Annotated in this window: 15 protein-coding genes and 1 pseudogene; 8 read left to right on the top strand and 8 right to left on the bottom strand. The window is 32.2% G+C overall.

Annotated features, from left to right (window positions below; translation table 11 throughout):
* Positions 1-135: 135 nt before the first annotated feature.
* The 3 genes from GM3708_RS13650 to GM3708_RS13640 form a co-directional block, all read right to left on the bottom strand.
* Positions 136-321 (bottom strand): CsbD family protein, encoded by a 186-nt coding sequence (locus GM3708_RS13650; protein ID WP_066348065.1) that lies wholly within the window; start codon positions 319-321, stop codon positions 136-138.
* A 134-nt stretch (positions 322-455) separates the two neighbouring features.
* Complete coding sequence (gene pgeF, locus GM3708_RS13645) at positions 456-1,241, bottom strand: peptidoglycan editing factor PgeF (RefSeq protein WP_066348062.1); 786 nt, start codon at positions 1,239-1,241, stop codon at positions 456-458.
* Positions 1,242-1,287: 46 nt separating this feature from the next.
* Positions 1,288-2,457, bottom strand: a complete 1,170-nt coding sequence (locus tag GM3708_RS13640) for a tetratricopeptide repeat protein (protein WP_066348060.1) — start codon at positions 2,455-2,457, stop codon at positions 1,288-1,290.
* Positions 2,458-2,600: 143 nt separating this feature from the next.
* Here GM3708_RS13640 and GM3708_RS13635 point away from each other — a divergent pair, with 143 nt between their 5' ends.
* The 3 genes from GM3708_RS13635 (at position 2,601) to argB (ending at position 7,003) form a co-directional block, all read left to right on the top strand.
* Positions 2,601-4,442 (top strand): DNA polymerase III subunit gamma/tau, encoded by a 1,842-nt coding sequence (locus tag GM3708_RS13635; RefSeq protein WP_066348058.1) that lies wholly within the window; start codon positions 2,601-2,603, stop codon positions 4,440-4,442.
* 72 nt (positions 4,443-4,514) lie between these two features.
* Positions 4,515-5,801, top strand: coding sequence for a Glu/Leu/Phe/Val dehydrogenase (locus tag GM3708_RS13630; RefSeq protein ID WP_066348057.1), 1,287 nt, complete (start codon positions 4,515-4,517; stop codon positions 5,799-5,801).
* Between the two features lie 314 nt (positions 5,802-6,115).
* Positions 6,116-7,003: an acetylglutamate kinase gene (gene argB, locus GM3708_RS13625; protein WP_066348054.1), complete on the top strand. Its 888-nt coding sequence runs from the start codon at positions 6,116-6,118 to the stop codon at positions 7,001-7,003.
* Positions 7,004-7,090: 87 nt separating this feature from the next.
* Here the strand turns inward: argB and GM3708_RS13620 are convergent, their stop codons facing one another.
* On the bottom strand, positions 7,091-7,426 hold the full coding sequence (locus tag GM3708_RS13620) for a hypothetical protein (RefSeq protein WP_066348051.1): 336 nt from the start codon (positions 7,424-7,426) through the stop codon (positions 7,091-7,093).
* Positions 7,427-8,650: 1,224 nt separating this feature from the next.
* Between GM3708_RS13620 and GM3708_RS19825 the strand changes: the two are divergent.
* A pseudogene (locus tag GM3708_RS19825) lies at positions 8,651-9,097 on the top strand (M23 family metallopeptidase); the annotation flags it as partial.
* Between the two features lie 55 nt (positions 9,098-9,152).
* On the opposite strand, the gene GM3708_RS13610 reads toward GM3708_RS19825, so the two are convergent.
* Entirely contained in the window at positions 9,153-10,025 is an 873-nt protein-coding gene (locus GM3708_RS13610; protein ID WP_066348046.1) for an alpha/beta fold hydrolase, read from the bottom strand.
* 129 nt (positions 10,026-10,154) lie between these two features.
* Between GM3708_RS13610 and GM3708_RS13605 the strand changes: the two genes are divergently transcribed.
* Entirely contained in the window at positions 10,155-10,799 is a 645-nt protein-coding gene (locus tag GM3708_RS13605) for a potassium channel family protein (RefSeq protein WP_066348044.1), read from the top strand.
* Between the two features lie 18 nt (positions 10,800-10,817).
* Here the strand turns inward: GM3708_RS13605 and GM3708_RS13600 are convergent, their stop codons facing one another.
* Entirely contained in the window at positions 10,818-11,231 is a 414-nt protein-coding gene (locus tag GM3708_RS13600; protein ID WP_066348042.1) for a hypothetical protein, read from the bottom strand.
* 60 nt (positions 11,232-11,291) lie between these two features.
* Positions 11,292-12,467: a transaldolase gene (locus GM3708_RS13595; RefSeq protein WP_066348040.1), complete on the bottom strand. Its 1,176-nt coding sequence runs from the start codon at positions 12,465-12,467 to the stop codon at positions 11,292-11,294.
* A gap of 184 nt (positions 12,468-12,651) precedes the next feature.
* On the opposite strand from GM3708_RS13595, the gene GM3708_RS13590 reads away from it, so the two are divergent.
* From GM3708_RS13590 to GM3708_RS13580, 3 genes are all read left to right on the top strand, one after another.
* The gene (locus tag GM3708_RS13590; RefSeq protein WP_066348038.1) at positions 12,652-13,575 is read left to right on the top strand and encodes a LysR family transcriptional regulator; all 924 of its coding nucleotides are present in this window, start codon (positions 12,652-12,654) and stop codon (positions 13,573-13,575) included.
* A gap of 116 nt (positions 13,576-13,691) precedes the next feature.
* The gene (gene trpS, locus GM3708_RS13585; RefSeq protein WP_066348036.1) at positions 13,692-14,702 is read left to right on the top strand and encodes a tryptophan--tRNA ligase; all 1,011 of its coding nucleotides are present in this window, start codon (positions 13,692-13,694) and stop codon (positions 14,700-14,702) included.
* 95 nt (positions 14,703-14,797) lie between these two features.
* Positions 14,798-15,691: a methylenetetrahydrofolate reductase gene (locus GM3708_RS13580; protein ID WP_197671667.1), complete on the top strand. Its 894-nt coding sequence runs from the start codon at positions 14,798-14,800 to the stop codon at positions 15,689-15,691.
* On the opposite strand, the gene sppA is transcribed toward GM3708_RS13580, so the two are convergent.
* Positions 15,692-17,479, bottom strand: coding sequence for a signal peptide peptidase SppA (gene sppA / locus GM3708_RS13575; RefSeq protein ID WP_066348033.1), 1,788 nt, complete (start codon positions 17,477-17,479; stop codon positions 15,692-15,694).
* Positions 17,480-17,533 lie beyond the last annotated feature (54 nt).

Raw genomic sequence — 17,533 nt, 5'->3', positions numbered from 1 at the left:
AAATTTATCTTATTCTTATTGAATAGGTCAATAAACTTATTTACTTCATCGGATACTAGAAGTAAATTTATCTGACTATTAAAAAATGTTTTAACTATTTATTCTCTAAAAAATCTTAAATAGTGTTAAAAAAAGCTATTGGTCAACAATTTTTTTTATTTCGTCTTTGATATTCTCAGTCGTGTGACGAACTTTTGCTTCAACTTGTTTTGCTTGACCTTCAAGTTGTGCTTTTGGATTATCTGTTATATTTCCAACGGCTTCTTGAATTTTACCTTCAATATTTTTGGCTGTTGCCTTCGCTCTATCTTTAATACTCATAATGTGTTCCTGTTTAAATTTTGAGAATCACTTAGTTGAGTTAACTTTACAACTTTGCGTATGTTCGATTATAAAAGATGATTTTTTTTTTTAAGTAAATTCACTGAGTTAAGATACAAATCTTAATATTAAATTTAACAGGATATGATAGTTGACCATTGTACATTTTTTTCGTGAGTACGCCGATAAGAAAAAAAGTATTCAGGATTTTGATAAGTACAATAGGGTGCGATGGCAATATTATCAGGAGAGATGCCTTGTTTTTGAATTTGTAAATTAATTACTTGAGTAACGTTTAATTTAACTTTATTGACTTCATCATCAAGAATAATTACTTGATTAGGGAATTCATAACCTTGTGTTAAAAGATCTTCAGAATCTGAATTTTTAGCATCAGGGATTATCGTATTTAAAACTTTTATCGCTACTTCTTTATCAACTTGATAAACTTTAGCATCAATAGCAGGACCTAAAGCAAATAATAAATTTTCTAACTTACTGCCTTGAGATTGAAATAGTGCGATCGCATTAGCCACAATTTGTGTAGATGTGCCTCTCCACCCTGAATGAATAGCTGCAACTTTACCGGTATGAGAATCAGCAATTAATACAGGCGTACAATCAGCACTAGCACACCAAACAGACTGTAAAGATTTTTCTGTTATAATTCCATCTGCTTCCACTAAATTATCATTACTAACTTGATGATCATTAATAGTATTTGTTGATACCACTATATTACTGTGAATTTGCTTTACTCGATAACTCGAAGCTTGAGGGTGAAGATATTTAATCAAAACTTCTGGCGATTGTTGGTGAAAATGATTAGAAAAAAAACCATGTTGCCAATCTGCCAATAATTTACAGGTGAGAAAACTTCCTTTTTCTGTTTCTTGCCACTGCCATTGAGATGAGTCCATAGTTAATAAAATAGAATTGAAAATCTTTTATTACTGGTTAATTTAATTATTGTCCTTTGCCCTTTATCACTTTTAAAACTCTGTTTACAGCATTTTGAGCAGGAGTATAATTATTATAAATACTTAAACATTTTTGAAAACTACTTATCGCTTCTGAAAATAAATTGAGTTTTTCTAAAGCTAAGCCACGATGATACCATGCTTGATAATCATTTGGTTCTAATCCTAGAGTACGATCCCAACTAGTAACGGCTTCCTGCCAACGATGTAAACTATATAAGGCATTCCCACGATCATTCCACGACTGATGATAGTTTACATCTAAAGCAATGGCACGATCAAAACTTTTTATGGCTTCCTCAAAATGTTGTAAATAAGCTAATGCACTACCTCGATTATGCCATGCTTGAGAAAAGTTATTGTTGATAGATAAGGCTTGATCCCAATAAGCGATCGCACCTTCTAAATCTCCTGTAGAGGCTTTTTCCAAACCGAGATTAAACAAATCATTAACAGTATCAGAAGAAACGGAATCTATAGGAGTAATAGGAGTAATAGGAGTAATTAACTCACTTTCCTGAACTATTTTTTCCATGATGATACCGGGATCTTTTGTATCAATACCCAATTGACGAGCAGTATCTTCAGCAAAATCGGGGTCATTTTGTAATAAATGAAGAACATCTCCTAAAGAAATAGGCTCAGAATTTTCTTGATTTTCAATGACATTAGAATCTTGAGAGTCATTATTGAGATTATGTCGCAAAGACTCAGCTAAGGAATTATTTTCCGCTCGATTTAATAATTCTTTCCCAATTTCATAGGCTAAATCGCCAACAGCACGAAGAAACGGTAAAGAAGCAGTTTTTTCACCTAAAATGATCATTCTCGCCGCAAAGTGATTATGAGGTGCAGGAGAGACAACTAATTTATTACGATATCGTTGTAACCAATCAAGCCATATTTCAACTGTAATTTTTGGCTGTAACTTCTGAAAAAATTGTTCAATCCGATTTTCTTGCCAACCATTAACGACTCCTTCTAATAATTGATGAAAAAGGAATTCTAAATCTCTATCTTTCAAAGATTTTTCTGAATTGTGAGATAATGAAATTTCAGTCGGCGAGTGATGATTATCACTTTCACTCTCAAGAGGATTATGAGCTTCAATGGTGTCAGATTGTAATTTGAGCCATTTTTGTAATTTTCTAATCATTGCTTTTCTTTATTAAAAGCGGTTTTTTAAATTTTAATATTTAATCATAATGGATAATAACAATTAACAATTAATAATTAAAAATAAGAGAAGGCAAAAAGACATAAACATTTTCTCCTAGTCTCCTTAACTCCTAATTACCCATGATTTACGAGCCTTTACATCATAAATACAGACCTCAAACCTTTGCTCAATTAGCTGGGCAAGAAGCCATAGCCCAAACTCTGATTAATGCTATCAACAGTGAGAAAATTGTTCCTGCTTATCTTTTTTGTGGACCTCGTGGTACGGGAAAAACATCTAGTGCTAGAATTTTAGCTAAATCTCTTAACTGTCTTGAAAGTGATCGTCCTACTGCTCAACCTTGTGGGGTATGTGAAGCCTGTAGAAGTATCACAAATGGTTCAGCATTAGATGTCATAGAAATCGATGCCGCTAGTAATACAGGAGTTGATAATATTAGAGAAATCATCGAAAAAGCTCAATTTGCCCCTGTTCAATGTCGTTATAAGGTATATGTTATTGATGAGTGTCATATGCTTAGTACGGCTGCTTTTAATGCTCTTTTAAAGACTTTGGAAGAACCACCTTTAAGAGTTATTTTTGTTTTAGCAACAACAGATCCTCAAAGAGTATTACCTACTATTATATCTCGATGTCAAAGATTCGATTATCGCCGTATTCCTTTAGAAGCAATGGTAAATCATTTGCAAGATATTGCCATCAAAGAAAATATTGCTATAACCACTGAAGCATTAACTTTAATTGCACAATTATCCAATGGTGGTATGAGAGATGCTCAAAGTTTATTAGATCAACTTAGCCTATTATCGGATACCATTACACCTCAAAAAGTCTGGGATTTAGTTGGTGCAGTATCTGAACAAGATTTATTAGAATTAATACAAGCGATCGCTACTGATAATCCTGAAACAGTAATAACTCAATGTCGAAAACTGTTAGATCGAGGAAGAGAACCTTTAACTGTATTACAAAATTTAGCTAATTTTTATCTAAACCTCTTAATTGCAAAAACAGCACCTGAAAGGAATGATTTAGTAGCGATTACGGCTGAAATTTGGTCAAAGTTGATCAAAGAAGCACCTAATTGGCAATTAAGCACCATTTTACAGGGATCAAAAAAACTTAAAGACAGTGAAGTACAAATTAAAAACACAACCCAACCTCGACTATGGTTAGAAATAACTTTATTAAGTCTTTTACCATCTGCTAATGAGAATACTGTTACAATGATGAGTAATCAAATTACAACATCTTCAGCAGTAGTCAAGAATCAAACTATGACAAGATCTTCCGATAATGTGGCACCACCAACCCCCTCAATTCCAAAAACTGAAACGATTGAAACCATCCCAGAAAATATCGAAAAAGTCGATTTAACTTCTTTTATTGATGTGAAAGAAAAGGTTGCTAATAGCATTAATTTGATGACTACAAAATCTTTTTTCCGTCAAAATTGTCATATTTCTAGTATCGAAGGTAATGCAATTAAAATTAGTGTCGGTAGTAAATTTCTCTTAGAAGTTGGAAATAAAAACAAAAAAGAGATAGAAAATAGTTTTCAAAAAGTTTTCGGGCAACCGATGACAGTATTTTTCTTTGAGGATAAAAATTTAAAGTCAAATAAAGAAGAATCAAAAGAAAATATTTCTGAGACAAAATTAAATGAATCGGTATCAGAGAATCCTTTTGTTAATAATAATCAAAATAATCCACCCATCAATAATGTAATTCCCTTAAAACAACCTAAAAATAAACCTCCCGTATCTTCTGCGGAAATAACTCCTTCTATCCAACAAAATAAAAATCTTACAGCTAAAAATGCAGCGGAAAATTTAGCGAAAAGTCTTAATGGTGAAATTGTTTTGATTGAAACAAAAACTATCGAATCAAAAATTTCTGATGTGAAAATTGTTAATCGTCCTCAAGTTGAAGATTTTGACGATGATGATATTCCCTTTTAAATAATAGTTCTTTTGGTAATCAGAAAATGGTTAAATAAAAGTAATATTAGAGAGTTTTCGGAAATTAAAATTATGTCTCAATCTTTATTGGCAGATGCTAGTGTCAGATTAGAACAGGCTTTGAAATATGTATCAATTTCTGACGATGCGTTTTCTAGGTTGAAATATCCTAAAGCTAGTCTTAGTGTTTCTATTCCCGTACGTATGGATGACGGTTCGTTGAGAATTTTTCAAGGTTATCGAGTACGATATGATGATACTAGAGGACCAGGTAAAGGTGGAGTTCGTTATCATCCTTCTGTCTCTCTTGATGAAGTGCAATCTTTAGCTTTTTGGATGACTTTTAAATGTGCTTTATTGAATCTTCCTTTTGGTGGGGCTAAAGGTGGTATTACTGTTAACCCAAAAGAATTATCTAGGGCTGAGTTAGAAAGATTAAGTAGGGGTTATATTGAAGCCATCGCTGATTTTATTGGCACAGATGTCGATATTCTCGCACCAGATGTTTATACCAACGAAATGATTATGGGTTGGATGATGGATCAATATAGTATTATTCGTCGTCGTATTTCCCCCGGTGTGGTAACAGGAAAACCTTTAACCATGGGTGGTAGTCAAGGTAGAGACACTGCTACGGCGACTGGTGCTTTTCATGTCATGAATACTGTTTTACCCAAATTTGGTCAGATTCCCGAAAAAACAACTATTGCAGTGCAAGGTTTTGGTAATGCTGGAGCACAGATAGCACAACTACTCAATAAAGCAGGTTATAAAGTCGTCGCCGTTAGTGATTCTCAAGGGGGAATTTATGCTTCCCAAGGTTTAGATATTCCTAGTATTCGTCAATACAAGCAAAATCATCTCACCGTTACTGGGGTTTACTGTAAAGACAGTGTTTGCAATATTATTGATCATGAAGTAATTACTAATGAACAATTATTAACTCTTGATGTTGATGTTTTAATTCCTGCGGCATTGGAAAAACAAATCACCGAAAAAAATGCCCATGACGTTAAAGCAAAATATATATTTGAAGTAGCAAATGGTCCAATTACTTCTTCTGCAGATGCTATTTTAAATACTAAAGGTATTCATGTTTTTCCTGATATTCTTGTTAATGCTGGAGGAGTAACTGTTAGTTATTTGGAGTGGGTACAAAATCGTAACGGTTTATATTGGAGTTTAACAGAAGTTCAGGAAAGACTTAAAGTAAGAATGATTGAGGAAACGGAAGTTGTTTGGCGTATTTCTCAAGAATTTGGCGTTAATATGCGTACTTCTGCTTATATTAATGCTCTTAATCGTTTAAATGAAGCAATGTCAGCAAAAGGTACAAGAGATTATTATCAAGGTATTTAACAATTCATAACCTAAAAAACTTTGAAAAAGAAGGATTTAAGACTGATGATATACCAACTTTTACCCACCGAAGAAAATTCAATTTGATAAATAATTGTCTAAAATCAATTTTAATATTTTTTAAGTCAATTCTCTTGTTGTTTTTTAGTCTTGTCGTCTAATCTTTCCTAAAAAATTTATATCGAACTCAGGTATTTTATGGTTTTTCTGGAGATTTTTAGCTTATTAAGTACATAAAAAAGCTATCTATGAACAATTTTTATGTCACCTTATTCAGTAATGTAATTTTTTGAGAAATAAAGTTAATAAAAAATATGACAAAGGATAAAAAAGAAAGCGAGTATATACAAGAAACAGAAGCCACGAGAGTTAGAGTTTTAAGTGAAGCCTTACCTTATATACAAAAATTTTCAGGGCGTACGATCGTTATTAAATACGGTGGTGCGGCGATGAAAGATAGTACTCTCAAAGAATATGTTATCCGTGATATTGTCTTTTTGGCTTCTGTGGGAGTTCGCCCTGTCGTTGTTCATGGTGGTGGACCGGAAATTAACACATGGTTGACAAAATTAGGTATTGAACCTCAATTTAAAGATGGCTTAAGAGTGACCGATGCGGCTACTATGGATGTAGTCGAGATGGTGCTAGTGGGTCGTGTTAATAAAGAATTAGTAACTATGGTGAATAATGCTGGAGGTAGAGCAGTCGGCATCTGTGGTAAAGATGGTAATTTAGTCCAAGCCAGATCCGTTGATAGGGAAAAGGTTGGCTTTGTGGGAGAAGTCCTCAGCGTTGATAGTAGCTTAGTTGACTCTTTAGTTAAAAGTGGTTATGTTCCAATTATTTCTAGTGTTGCGGCTGATCATACAGGTCAAGCTCATAATATCAATGCTGATACCATAGCTGGAGAAATTGCCGCCGCTTTAGGTGCTGAAAAATTAATTTTACTTACTGATACACCCGGAATTTTAGAAGATTATAAAGATCCTTCTACTTTACTCTATAAACTTTCTATTCAAGACGCAAGAGATTTAATTGATGAAGGAGTTGTCAGCGGTGGCATGATTCCCAAAGTCAATTGTTGTGTGCGATCGCTAGCTCAAGGAGTAAAAGCGGCACATATTATTGATGGAAGATTACCCCATGCTTTGTTACTAGAAATTTTTACAGATGATGGTATTGGTTCGATGATCGTACCGTAATAATTAATAATTAACAATTAACAATTAAAAAACTGCATTTAATTTTATTAACTGTTCAGGTTTTCTTATCATGAATTGTTAACTACTTTACAATAATGATTGAAACTCCTGTCTTAACCATTTAACATTTGCGACTCTAGCAATAATCAAATTTTGTGGATTGGAATTTTCAAAAGTTTGTTTCCATTGTTCGATGGTTTCTTCTTGCTCTAACCAAAAATTGACAATACTTTCAGTGACTTGATCCCAATTCCAGTCAGGTTTTTTGGGAATCATTTGCGTAGATTGAATAAAACTATCTAAAGTACATTGATAACTACCAAGATAGGCTTTACTACGTTTTGGATTTTGTTCTACTTGTTGTTGATAATAGAAAAAGTCCAAAATAGGTGTGACTCCAACAATGTCGAAAGAATAGGACATAATTGATTTTTTCCTCTTAATATTAAACGACAAAAAGTTATTTAAAAAAATTATCAATTGTAATAAATGCTTTTAAATAACAAGAAAATAGATAATAATTTACTAAATTGATCTTACTTGATTTATTTTAGCTAAAGTTTTTGATAGTAATTGTTATAGCTGAACTTTTTTGAATTTTGGTTTAAGAACATTAAATCAAAGTATAAGAAATTTATATCATTAATTTAAAAATAAAGTGACATTTCTTGATACATTGAGCTAGAATTTACACTTAAAAATAATAATAATTTAATGTTTCTCATGGTAGATTATCGCTAACTCGATAGTTTGCTCTCAAAAATTTAGAGTGTGACGAGTAAAAGGAAATTGTACATGAATCTAAAATCAAAATCACAAAAATTATCTCAGGGCATTTTATTAATTGCTTTAGGGTTAATCGTTTATCCTGAATCTGCTAAAGCAGCTACCTCCACTTTACCCACCGAAAGTTTAGAGCTTTCCAAGCCGACTTTATTGGTTAACAGTGTTAAACAAGTCTCAATGTTAGTAGAAGCATCCAACACTATTGACTCCGAATTGAGCAATAATCTCTCATCCACTGCCATAGATAATGTAACAAATAACACTTATACTATTGCAAAAGATGCTCAAGTGACACCCTTAGAAGAAGTAACAACGGAAACAGTAGAACTCAATGTTGTTAAAACAGCGAATCTGCCTCCACAAAATTCAGTTCAAACTCTGAATAATCCTTCTCTAATTGCATCTAATGAAGTTTCTACTTCTACTGTTGTTCAAGAAAACTCTTTGTCAATACCAATAAAAGTTGAATTTCAAGCACCAGTAAATATCAAAAATGAGCCTCAATCTATCTCTATTCCTGTAGAGGTTGAGCAAAGAAGTAATATTGCTCCTGTAATTAATAATTCTGATAGAGCAAATAACTCCATTAATATACCTGTTGTAACTTCAGTTAATGAAGAAATTTTCGTACAACAGACTGAAACAGAACCTCTAGAAACTCTGGGTAATGTAGAACGACCAACTTTAATTAGTAACACGAGAACTTCTTTTAATCAAAATTTAGATCGCAGAAATAGCAGAATTATTAATCCTGCTCCTAATCCCCAGACAAATCAAGGGCCTTCTTCTGGTAACTTAATGAGTTCTGTACCGATTCAAGTAGAATACTATAACCCAATGGTAACTCCTTCTGCAGGACAAATGGTATCCCCTGATTTACCACAAATTAATTCCCCTGATCCTTATTTACCAGATAATAGTCGTCCTTTTAATGGTTTTATTTGGCCCGCCCAAGGAGTATTTACCTCTGGTTATGGTTGGCGCTGGGGTAGAATGCACAAAGGAATTGATGTAGCTGGTCCTGTCGGTACTCCTATTGTAGCGGCGGCAGAAGGAGAAGTTATTTCCGCTGGTTGGAATTCTGGTGGTTTTGGTAACTTAGTTAAAATCCAACACCTTGATGGTACAGTTACTCTTTATGCTCATAACAGTAAGATTCATGTACGTCGAGGGCAATTCGTAAAACAAGGACAACACATCGCCAATATGGGTAGTACTGGATTTAGTACAGGCCCTCACTTACATTTTGAAATTCATCCTCAAGGTCAAAAAGCCGTTAATCCTATCGCTTTGTTACCTAAAAAATAAAGATTATGATAAATTGTGAGGCGAAGGATATTCGCCCACAATGCTCTTAAAATAACTAATGTTCAAGAGTTTCTAACCATTGTCTTAACAAAGGATTAACAATTTCTGGAGCTTCATCTTGAGGGCAATGCCCTAAACCTTCTAACTCAATAAAATCTTTTACCATAGGATAATTGGCTAACTCTCTCCCTAATTCAATGGATTCCCAAGGATCATTTGTACCCCAAAAAAAAGTTATTGGACAAGGTAGAATAGGCAATAAATCTTCGGGTAAAGCACCACCAGAATAGGCGGTAAATGCCAAAAACACATCTGACGCTCCTTTATCTTGAGAAGGTTTATAAATTATGTCTATTAATTCATCGGTAATAGCTTCTTTATTTTGATAGGCTTGGGAAAGAAGATTTTTTATTACTTTTGGTTTCGCAATTTGTCGGTAAAAAAAGTTCCCTATACTCTTATTTGTCAACAATTTTTGCATCACTGTTGCACCGACATTTTTATAAAATGGTAAACTTTCTCGTTTGCGATCGTGTAATAATCTTAAAGAACAATTAAGTGCGGCTATACCCAAAACTAAATCAGGATTATCAACAGCAGTTTGCATGGTTACGATACAACCAATAGAATTACCAATTAAATAAACAGGAGTTTTCACTATTTCTCGACAAAAATCAGCAACTTGTTTTGACCAAGTTTCAAAAGTATAATAAAAAGGTTGCCCCGGAGTTGGTTTAGCGGATGCACCAAAACCCAGTAAATCAATGGCATAACAACGATAATTTTGACCTAAAAATGGTAAATTATGTCGCCAATGTCCACTATTTGCACCAAAACCGTGGATGAAAACGATTACCTCTCCTATTTCTCCATAACTTTGATAACCAATATTAAAACCTTGCCACTGCCATATTTGATAATTAATCATTTTTGTTTTATTTTTTCTGGTATCTTTGAAATATAAATATTATTGATCATCAAAACTAATTTTATTTTTTAGTTTAATAAAAATATTATATTCAATAATTTTTTAAGTTTTAATTGATTAAAATTTACCGTGAAAATATCCAATAAAAATAAATATACACAGCTTCTTATTTACTTAATAATATTTTTTATTATTATTCCTTTTTCAGAATATTTTCCTGTTATTAATTTTATCCTTCCTTTAAGTTTTTTCCTGACTATTATTTCTGCAATTAATACATTAATTTTTCCTAAAGTAATTATTAGAATTTTCTATTTCGTTGCAGCATTATCTCTTTTAACAGATTTAATTAATATTTATAATCAAAATTATTTATCAGAATTATTAGCGATTATTACTACTACTTTTGATAGTATATTTTTGATTCTGTCTATTACCGCTATTTCTCAAAAAGTTCACTTAGAAACTACAGTTAATAAGGATGTAATTAGAGGAGGGATTTGTATTTATATTATGTTAGGAATACTCTGGTTTTTACTGTATAAAGTAATCTATTTTTTTGATGTAAATGCTTTTAATTTTCCCGAATCGAAATCGACACAGGTTAATATTAATTTGTTGCATTTTAGTTTTGTTACTTTAACAACTATCGGTTATGGTGATATAACGCCTGTCAATCATTTTGCCATGATGTTGAGTATTTTAGAAGGATTATGTGGTCAACTTTTTCCAGCTATATCTATTGCCACATTAGTGGGTTTATATAAAAAATAAAGCCAAAATAATTTAATTTTACCAACGAATTAAAGGCTCTCGAAATAACTCTTTTTTTCCTTCTGTAACTGTTAAAAAACTACCTTTAGGAGTATTAAAAATAATCAAGTAATTAACATTCCCATTATAAGCGGAAAAATAATTTCCTTGTTTATCATAATCATCTAAAACTAAACGAATACGCTTACCATTTTTTTTACTAACGCCAACATAATAACGAGGTAAATCTCCCCCACAAATATTCAGCCAAAAGTTTTTTGTTTCTGCACTTAAAAATAGACTTTCTTCTGGTTTACAATAATTTTTTTCTTGATTTTGAGCTAATAGTTGAGGCGGTTGACTAATTAAGTTATTAGCCAAAACATTCGACGGTAAAATAGTTAAAGATAAAGTAACACTAGAAAGAATTATACTCTTAAGTTGATGTTTCATATTATTATGATCAATATTATGTTTAATAGATAAAATTATTAATTGTTAATGGTTAATTATTTAACTTACATTTGCTAAATATAGTATCGCACCTAAACCAGAAGCCATTTCTGCAGGAGTTATTCTACCGTCATGATTAATATCAAGAGCATCGAATACCGCATCAGCACCTGCCCATTCTTCACGGGTAATGAAACCATCACCATCTAGGTCATATACTTGAAAAATATCACCTACTGCATGGGCTAAAGTCTCGTCACCTTCTAGTCTGGCTAAACGAGAGGCTAAAAGTTGCTCAAGAGTTTCTAAGGCTTTGGTAAATCCAATGATGCCTTCTTCTAACTTTTCTGATGCCATTTTATCTTCTTTGTGCATCTTCTCGAAGATTTCTTTATCGATAGTAATTTGTTCAATATCTAAGTTTAGAGCCGTTTCTGGGGATAATTTACGGGGTAAATCTTCTTCAGTATTACTTAATTGTTCTAATAGTTTCGGAGAAATTGTCAACAAATCACAACCTGCCAACTCACAAATTTCACTAATGTTACGAAAACTTGCTCCCATCACTTCCGTTTTATAACCAAATTTTTTATAGTAGTTGTAAATTTCGGTAACAGATTGCACACCGGGATCTTCTGCACCAATATAATCTTTACCAGTGGTTTTCTTGTACCAGTCTAAAATTCTACCCACGAAAGGAGAAATCAAGGTAACTCCTGCTTCGGCACAAGCAACGGCTTGATGAAAACCGAATAAAAGAGTTAAATTACAGTGGATACCTTCTTTTTCGAGAATTTCGGCGGCTTTGATTCCTTCCCATGTAGAGGCAATTTTGATTAAAATTCGCTCTTTTTTTATACCTGCTTTCTCATATTGAGATATTAAATAACGGGCTTTTTCGATTGTTCCTTGAGTATCATAGGATAAACGAGCATCAACTTCGGTGGAGACTCTTCCGGGTATAATATCTAATATTTTTTTCCCAAAAGCAACGGCTAACCAATCAATAGCAAGTTTTACAACTATATCTGTATCGGCTTTTTTTCCTAATTCTTCTCTAGCTTGTTTGAGGGTATCATCAACGATGTTTTGATATTCAGGCATTTGTGCCGCCGCAGTAATAAGAGACGGGTTTGTAGTGGTGTCTCTAGGAGTAAAGTTTTCGATGGCTTGGATTTCTCCAGTATCTGCAACTACAACTGTGTATAAACGTAATTGTTCGAGCAAATTAGTCATTTTTTTGTGGATTTATTTGATTGGGAGATATTATCTTTATCTTACTCCTAAGAAATAGATTGAGGAGTAATTAATGGTGAATTGTTAATTATTATTGGTATGAATCGTTACAGAATCGTTCGCAACTGAATCTATAGTCTATTAACTTGAGGTGTAAAGAAATAGGCAAAATTGATAATAATTTATGAGAATCGAACAAATCAAAGCTTTTCTAGCAGTAAGTGAAACAGGTAGTTTTGGACAAGCAGCGAAGCTTTGTGGAGTGACACAATCGACTATTAGTCGTCAAGTTCAAGGTTTAGAAGTTCATTTAAAAACAGCTTTATTTCATCGTCAAGCACAGGCAAAATTAACTGTAAGTGGCGAAAAACTTTTACCTCATGCTAGACGTATTTGTCAGGAATGGGAAAAAGTTGAAGAAAAAATTCAAGAATTACTTGGCGGTGAGCAACCAGAGTTGTGTGTTGCCGCTATTCATTCTGTATGTGCTTATTATTTACCACCTCTTTTACAGGATTTTTGCAAAAATCATCCTCAAGTACAATTACGAGTAACTGCTTTAGGTAGTGATAGAGCTTTAAAAGTGTTACGAGATGGTTTAGTCGATGTAGCTTTAGTGATGAATAATAAATATTTAACTTCTAGTTCAGATATGATAGTTAAACATTTATATTATGAAGCAATTCAAGTATTAGTATCTAATAATCATCCCTTAGCCACACAAAAAAATGTCACGATTGCCGAATTAGCAAAATATTCTCAGGTAATTTTTAAAGACGGTTATGGTATGCAACGCATAGTTCAAGATATATTTGCTAGTAACGGATTTGAATTAGAGGTAGCAATGGAGTTAAATACCTTAGATGCTTTTCGAGGGGTGATTCGTCAAGGAAATTTAATTGCTTTATTACCAGAATTGGCATTACAAGAATCGAAATTAGATCCCACTTTAGCTATTATTCCTATTAATATGCCGTCAAATTATTCAATAAATAGTCAATTAACAAGAGAAGTTGTTTTAATTACAACAAAAGATCGATTGGAAATTCCTACAGTTAGAGATTTTTTTAATTTAGTTTATGAATATGGGAAAACAAAAGATAAGTAATAATTAATAATGAGTGAGTAATGAGTGATCAGTAAAATTTGGTAACTTAAATGCTATAATTTCCCATGGAATTCATAGTGTTTCTACATTCACTTAAATAACTTTTAACCAAAAAAATGACCAAAAAGCGTGTATTATCAGGAGTACAACCCACAGGAAATTTACATATCGGCAATTATTTAGGTGCTATTCGTAACTGGGTTGAATTGCAACCTGACTATGATAATTTTTTCTGTGTCGTTGATTTACACGCTATTACAGTGCCTCATAATCCTGCTACTTTAGCACGAGACACTTATACCATCGCCGCTTTATATTTAGCTTGTGGTATCGATTTGAAATATTCTACTATTTTTGTTCAATCTCATGTTACTGCTCATAGTGAATTGGCATGGTTATTAAACTGTGTTACGCCTCTTAATTGGTTAGAACGAATGATCCAATTTAAGGAAAAAGCCGTTAAACAAGGGGAAAATGTTAGTGTTGGTTTATTAGATTATCCTATTTTAATGGCGGCAGATATATTATTATATGATGCAGATCAAGTACCCGTTGGAGAAGATCAAAAACAACATTTAGAATTAACTAGAGATATTGCTATTCGTGTTAACGATAAATTTGCTGCTGAAGATAAACCTATATTTAAAATACCAGATCCTTTAATCAGAAAAGAAGGTGCAAGAATAATGAGTCTTGCTGATGGCACCAAAAAAATGTCTAAATCTGATCCTTCGGAGTTAAGTAGAATTAGTTTATTAGATACTCCTGATGATATTAAGAAAAAGATCAAAAAATGTAAAACTGATCCCATTATGGGCTTAAATTTTGCAGATGATCGCCCTGAATGTAATAATTTATTAGGATTATATGGTATTTTAACAGGTAAAAGTAAAGAAGAAGTAACCCTAGAATGTAGCGACATGGGCTGGGGTAAATTTAAACCTTTGTTAACCGATGCCACTATTAATGCTTTAACTCCTATTCAAACTAAATATCAGGAAATCATGGCTGATAAAACTTATTTAGATTCTGTGTTAAAAGAAGGAAAAGAAAAAGCTGAAAATGTCGCAAATATAACCTTAAAACGAGTTAAAAATGCTTTGGGATATTTGGTAATTAACAGTTAACAATTATAAGGGTAATGGGCAAAATTAATAATTATCTCCCAGTCTCTTAGTCTTCTAGTCTCTCCTAATTATTACTTCTCTTTAACAAAAACATAATGAATCATTTTCAAAAGGCGATCGCCAATAAAGAGTTTTTAATCACAGCCGAGGTAACACCGCCAAAAGGTGGCAATCCTCAAAGAATGTTAGAGGTGGCAGAATTATTAAAAAATCGTGTTCATGCGGTTAATATTACTGATGGTAGTCGTGCTGTTTTGAGAATGTCATCTATCGCCGCTTGTTATTTACTTTTACAAAGGGGAATTGAGCCGATTTGTCAGGTAACTGGTAGAGATAGAAATGCTATTGCTTTACAAGCCGATTTAATGGGTGCTTATGCTTTAGGAATTAGAAACATTTTAGCTTTAACGGGTGATCCTTTAAAGGCAGGAGATCATCCCAAATCTAAAGCAGTTTTTGAGCTTGAATCTGTTCGATTATTACAGTTAATTGAGCAATTAAATAAAGGTTTTGATATTAATAATAAGCCTTTAACTGATGGTAATTTAGACTTGTTTGCTGGTGCTGCCGTTGATCCTCAATCTAATAGCTGGTCAGGATTACAGCGTCGTTTTGAAGCTAAATTATTAGCAGGAGCGAAGTTTTTTCAAAGTCAATTAATCACTGATTTTGATAAATTAGATCTGTTTATGAATCAAGTTGCGATAGGATGCGATCGCCCAATTTTAGCGGGAATATTCTTATTAAAAAGTGCAAAAAATGCGTTATTTATTAATAAAAATGTGCCAGGAGTTAACATACCAGAAACCATAATTAAAAGACTAGAAAAAGCTGAAAAACCTCTAGAAGAAGGAATAAAAATTGCCGCCGAGCAAATAAAATTAGCAAAAAATATTTGTCAAGGAGTGCATTTAATGGCAGTTAAAAAAGAGGATTTAATCCCAGAAATATTAGATTTAGCACAAATAAAAGCTATTTCTAATTCTTAATTATTTAATATTTAATTTAAAGGGTAAAATGGTATAAATTTGATTTGGATTTTCAATAATATTAGTTAATTGTAATTCGGTATTTAATTCCCAAATTATTTGAGCTAATTTTTCTTTATCACTAAAATTACTATTTATTTGACTATTACTTAATCTATTCAATAATTGTCCTTCCCAAGTTATTTGTTCAGGAAAAGATACTACTTGATAGTTATTATTTAATTGGAGTTTTTCAGTTAAATATTCGATAGATTTATCTAATCCACCAATTTCATCAACTAAACCAATTTTTTGAGCTGATTTTCCTGACCAAACTCTACCTTGTGCAATTTCTGCTACTTTAGAAATGGGTAAATTTCTTGCTGTAGAAACTCTTTCTAAAAACAACTCATAAATGTGATCTACATTTTGCTGAAAAATATTTAATTCAGCTTCATTTTTAGCATTAAAACCATTACCAAGATTCGCAAATTCATTAGTTTTGATTACGCCATTATTAATACCATTATCTTGAGCAATTTTTTCTACATTGAATAAAATACTAAGTACACCAATCGAACCTGTAATAGTATTATTACTAGCAAAAATTCTTTCTCCTGCGGTAGCTATCCAATAACCACCCGATGCGGCAACATTTCCCATCGAAATAACTAAAGGTTTTTTCTTCGCCGTCAATTGTAATTCTCTTAAAATTAATTCTGAGGCAATAGCACTTCCTCCGGGGCTGTTTATCCTTGCAATAACGCCTTTTATATTTTTATCTTGACGAATTTTTCTAATTTCCGCCACAAAACGCTGACTTCCTATTTCACCAATTCTACCTTCACCATCAACAATAGAACCTTCAAGATAAAGAATTGCAATTTGATTATTACTATTAATATCATCAGCAGGATTAGCCGCTAAATAATCTTGAATAGTAATTTCTCGAAAAGAATCTTGATTTTTTGTATTAGTAATATCTTTTAATTGAGTAATAATTTCATCTTGATAACGCAATTTATCAACTAATTTTAAATCCTGTGCTTGTTGTGCCAATAAAATACCTTTATTATCAGCAATATTATTAATTTCTCCTGTTTTTAAAGGACGATTTTTTGTAATATTTTCCAAATAAGAATCCCATAAATCCTTTATTAATTCTGTAGTTTGAGCTTCACTTTCTTTACTATAATTATCAAGAGAAAAAGGCTCGACAGCAGACTTAAATTTTCCTACTCGAATTACTTGAGCACCAATGCCATATTTTTTTAAAGCTGAAGCAAAAAATAATTGAGAAGAGGCAAAACCATTCATCTCTAATTCACCAATGGGATTCAAATTAATTTCACTAGCAATAGAAGTTAAAAAGTAATCTGCTTCATTATGAGAAACATTATAAGCAATGATTTTTTTTCCACTAGCTTTAAAATTTTCTAAAGCATTTCTAATTTCCGTTAAATTAGCATAACCAGCAGTAATATTTCCCCTACTTCCGTCTAAGTATAAAGCTTTAATACGATTATCTTTCGCCGCTTTATTGATGGCAGTAGTTACTTCCCTCAACGTTAAAGTTTGATTATTTTCACTTAAAATTGAGGATAAATCAGTACCAGACTGATAATCATTAATTTGAGTATTAAGATTAAAAACTAATACAGATTGATTTTCAATTTTTGGATTATTATTTGATAATAATAAAGCTAAAATAAAAATTAATAATCCGCCTCCACTTAAGGCGAAAAAGAAAAATAATCCAGCTAAACTACCGACAAAACTAGCTAAAGTTTGTTTAAAAAATTGTTTCATTATAGTTATTATTTAAAATCTATTCAGCATTAATTGTTCATCATTAATCATTAA

Source organism: Geminocystis sp. NIES-3708, from assembly GCF_001548095.1.
Taxonomy (GTDB): Bacteria; Cyanobacteriota; Cyanobacteriia; order Cyanobacteriales; family Cyanobacteriaceae; genus Geminocystis.
The sequence above is the reverse complement of the archived record's forward strand: the minus strand, read 5'-3'. Positions and strand labels throughout refer to the sequence as shown.

Coding starts and splice junctions, on each gene's coding strand:
- GM3708_RS13650 (WP_066348065.1), bottom strand. CDS start 321: ATGAGTATTAAAGATAGAGCGAAGGCAACAGCCAAAAATATTGAAGGT.
- pgeF (WP_066348062.1), bottom strand. CDS start 1,241: ATGGACTCATCTCAATGGCAGTGGCAAGAAACAGAAAAAGGAAGTTTT.
- GM3708_RS13640 (WP_066348060.1), bottom strand. CDS start 2,457: ATGATTAGAAAATTACAAAAATGGCTCAAATTACAATCTGACACCATT.
- GM3708_RS13635 (WP_066348058.1), top strand. CDS start 2,601: ATGATTTACGAGCCTTTACATCATAAATACAGACCTCAAACCTTTGCT.
- GM3708_RS13630 (WP_066348057.1), top strand. CDS start 4,515: ATGTCTCAATCTTTATTGGCAGATGCTAGTGTCAGATTAGAACAGGCT.
- argB (WP_066348054.1), top strand. CDS start 6,116: ATGACAAAGGATAAAAAAGAAAGCGAGTATATACAAGAAACAGAAGCC.
- GM3708_RS13620 (WP_066348051.1), bottom strand. CDS start 7,426: ATGTCCTATTCTTTCGACATTGTTGGAGTCACACCTATTTTGGACTTT.
- GM3708_RS13610 (WP_066348046.1), bottom strand. CDS start 10,025: ATGATTAATTATCAAATATGGCAGTGGCAAGGTTTTAATATTGGTTAT.
- GM3708_RS13600 (WP_066348042.1), bottom strand. CDS start 11,231: ATGAAACATCAACTTAAGAGTATAATTCTTTCTAGTGTTACTTTATCT.
- GM3708_RS13595 (WP_066348040.1), bottom strand. CDS start 12,467: ATGACTAATTTGCTCGAACAATTACGTTTATACACAGTTGTAGTTGCA.
- GM3708_RS13590 (WP_066348038.1), top strand. CDS start 12,652: ATGAGAATCGAACAAATCAAAGCTTTTCTAGCAGTAAGTGAAACAGGT.
- trpS (WP_066348036.1), top strand. CDS start 13,692: ATGACCAAAAAGCGTGTATTATCAGGAGTACAACCCACAGGAAATTTA.
- GM3708_RS13580 (WP_197671667.1), top strand. CDS start 14,798: ATGAATCATTTTCAAAAGGCGATCGCCAATAAAGAGTTTTTAATCACA.
- sppA (WP_066348033.1), bottom strand. CDS start 17,479: ATGAAACAATTTTTTAAACAAACTTTAGCTAGTTTTGTCGGTAGTTTA.